Source organism: Dactylosporangium sp. NPDC005555, from assembly GCF_040605635.1.
GTDB lineage: Bacteria > Actinomycetota > Actinomycetes > Mycobacteriales > Micromonosporaceae > Dactylosporangium.
Genome location: NZ_JBEXDG010000147.1, coordinates 1 through 2,789, shown reverse-complemented (window position 1 = coordinate 2,789; position 2,789 = coordinate 1). Strand labels below are relative to the sequence as shown.

General features: G+C 37.5%; 4 protein-coding genes. 1 reads left to right on the top strand and 3 read right to left on the bottom strand.

Annotated features, from left to right (window positions below; genetic code table 11):
* Together ABZS58_RS51090 and ABZS58_RS51085 are read right to left on the bottom strand one after the other, a co-directional pair.
* On the bottom strand, positions 1-704 hold a 704-nt coding region (locus ABZS58_RS51090; protein ID WP_354792082.1), incomplete at its 3' end, for a TDT family transporter.
* Positions 705-807: 103 nt separating this feature from the next.
* The gene (locus tag ABZS58_RS51085; RefSeq protein ID WP_354792081.1) at positions 808-1,488 is read right to left on the bottom strand and encodes an IS6-like element ISS1N family transposase; all 681 of its coding nucleotides are present in this window, start codon (positions 1,486-1,488) and stop codon (positions 808-810) included.
* A 50-nt stretch (positions 1,489-1,538) separates the two neighbouring features.
* Here ABZS58_RS51085 and ABZS58_RS51080 point away from each other — a divergent pair, with 50 nt between their 5' ends.
* Positions 1,539-1,682: an IS3 family transposase gene (locus ABZS58_RS51080; protein WP_101812836.1), complete on the top strand. Its 144-nt coding sequence runs from the start codon at positions 1,539-1,541 to the stop codon at positions 1,680-1,682.
* A 106-nt stretch (positions 1,683-1,788) separates the two neighbouring features.
* Here the strand turns inward: ABZS58_RS51080 and ABZS58_RS51075 are convergent, their stop codons facing one another.
* Positions 1,789-2,697: an OFA family MFS transporter gene (locus ABZS58_RS51075; protein WP_354792079.1), complete on the bottom strand. Its 909-nt coding sequence runs from the start codon at positions 2,695-2,697 to the stop codon at positions 1,789-1,791.
* Positions 2,698-2,789 lie beyond the last annotated feature (92 nt).

Below are 2,789 nucleotides of genomic sequence, written 5' to 3'. Positions count from 1 at the left end.
AAATAGATAGCTTGCGATAAAATAAATAAAAAGATAACGAATATTTTAGATTTTGCTTCTACAACAGTGAGGTATCCTACTAAACCAAGTGAACCTGGTGCCGTGATATTTGTAATCAAAGGAAGTAAAGATTTGTGCATTTTTCGTAAAATGAAAACTCTATGCATAACAATGGGAAGAAGAATAAAGTAAAAGAGTAATGTTATCCAAACCACAACTTTACCCACTTCAAGACCGAAATCTGGTGATGTTGCCGATATTACCCCAATGCCTACAAAAGTAATAAACCAGCTTGGATAAACATCATGTATTTTTAATTCTTTTGGTAGTACATGAAGATAAATAAAATACATCATTAAGATAAGATGCAAAATTAAAGCAGTCCACCAAGTAACATTCGCAAGAAGACTAAAGCCGGACAAACGTTTTAAAAATACGCTTAGTACCATTAAAGACATCGTAAAAGTTGGTGAAACAGAGGCTACAATTGGGTCATTCAAAGTCGAAATTGTATGTTTCATTGCCAGTACTATCTTGAGCAAAATTAAAAACATCAGGAATAAACCTAACATATCGTAAGAATTTCCTAAAATAGGGTAACCTTTACTGTAAAGGAGATTCCCTAAGGATATTAAACCCAAAATTAAGCCACATATCGGGAGGGGAATTTGTTTTAAAAATGATATGAATTTTGAATACATCATAGACTTCTCTTTCTATATTTTTTATTAATTCGTCTTAAATAATTGATTCGGTTCTGTTGCGAAGTTTGAAAATCAAACGCGCCCTCTCTGAACTCCAAATATCTTAGGCTGTTATTCCCATTAATACCTTGATTTCAGTAGACACCGAAAAGCCGAAGAGCGTTCCATTTCTTCGGTTCTTTTTATATATTCCTCGAATGGTCTCCATGCCCTTAATCGTGGAAGAGGCTGTACGGAGACTTTGATAAAATTTATTTCGTCGTTTAATAGGTCGATGGTCTTGTTCTATTAAATTGTTAAGATACTTCACAGTTCGGTGCTCTGTCTTAGTATATAAACCCACACTCTGTAACTTTCTAAAGGCGGATCCAAGAGAAAGTGCTTTATCGGTCACAATTGCTTTCGGCTCACCAAACTGTTTATGGAGTCGTTTTAAGAAAGCATAGGCTGCTTGCGTATCCCGTTTCTTTCGTAACCAGATATCTAAGGTTAAGCCGTCCGCATCAATTGCACGATAAAGATAATGCCAACGTCCCTTAATTTTGATATAGGTTTCGTCCATTTTCCATGAATAGAAGGATTGTCTATTTTTCTTCTTCCAAAGATAATAGAGGACTTTGCTGTACTCTTGCACCCAACGATAAATCGTAGTATGACAAACATTTATTCCACGATCATATAACAATTCCTGAACTTCACGATAGCTTAGATTGTAACGCAGGTAGTAACCAACAGCGACAATAATGACGTCTTTTTTGAATTGTTTGCCTTTAAAATGATTCATTACTCTGTCCTCTCTGTCTTTTTTCTCAATTTTACACTAAAATAGATTTTTTGGAAAACTTTGCAACAGAACCTATTGGAGAATTCAAGGAAATCACAAAGAATTACGTCGATTGGTTTAACAATCGACGAATATCACAGAAAACAAAAGGCATGACTCCCTGCGAATACAGGGAACATGCCTTAGCAGTTTAAAAATATTCAATTTTGTCTTGCACTTTACGGCTCATGCTGTTTTAGACTCTTTTTTATGCAATTTTGTCTTAGTTTTTAATAATTTAATGCGCTTTAAAGTAGTTTTTTATGATTTGCTTTTTATTAATTTGCTGGCTTTAATGAAATCTCGTTGTATCCAGAATGAGATTAGCAGTGCCAATAGATCAATCAAAATAAAGGCAGCTAATGTCAAAGTATAATTGTGGAACAGTTGATGTGTTAATGATAATAGTAATGGTCCAACAACTCCGACAGCAGCCCATGCTGTCAGTACATATCCATGAACAGCTCCTAATTCTTTAGTACCAAAGACATCACCTAAGTAGGCTGGGATGACAGAAAAGCCTGCTCCATAACAAGACATCAACAAGCATAATGCAATGACAAATAGGAGCGGTAATTTGAAGATGAGCATGGCTGAAAGCATTACAATATCGAGAATAAAAATGGTACTGAAAGTAGCAGGGCGCCCGATATAATCAGACAAAGTTGCCCATATCAAACGTCCAAAGCCATTGAAAAGGCCTATGATTCCAACCATAATTGCGGCTGTTTGGACAGACATGCCGGTCATACTTTGAGCCATGGGGGATGCAGCTGAGACAAGGCCGATCCCGCATGTAATATTGATAAATAACATTATCCAAAGAAAAGTGAAGGATTTAGTTTTGAGGGCTTGGTTAGCTGTTAGCTCCGGTCCTCGGGTTAGACGTGTTCCCTTTTTTTGAGAAATGCTATTTTCAGTAGTGCTTGATAGTGCCAGATTTGGACGAACAATAAACTGTGCAGCGAGCAGCATAATAACAAAATAAAATGTTCCTAAGAGATAGAATGTTTGTTCAAGACCAACACTAGCCATTAGCTGTTGAGCAACAGGACCAGTCAGCATTGCTGCAAAACCAAATCCCATAATAGCTAACCCCGTTGCTAAACCGCGTTTGTCTGGAAACCATTTAATAATTGTTGATACAGGGGTAACGTATCCTGCTCCCACCGTCTCCGGCCGACCCTACCGTGCGCCGCATGTCCCGAGGGCTCGCTCGATTCGTCACGCACCTGTTGAAGGTCTACGGCACCGTTCAGTAG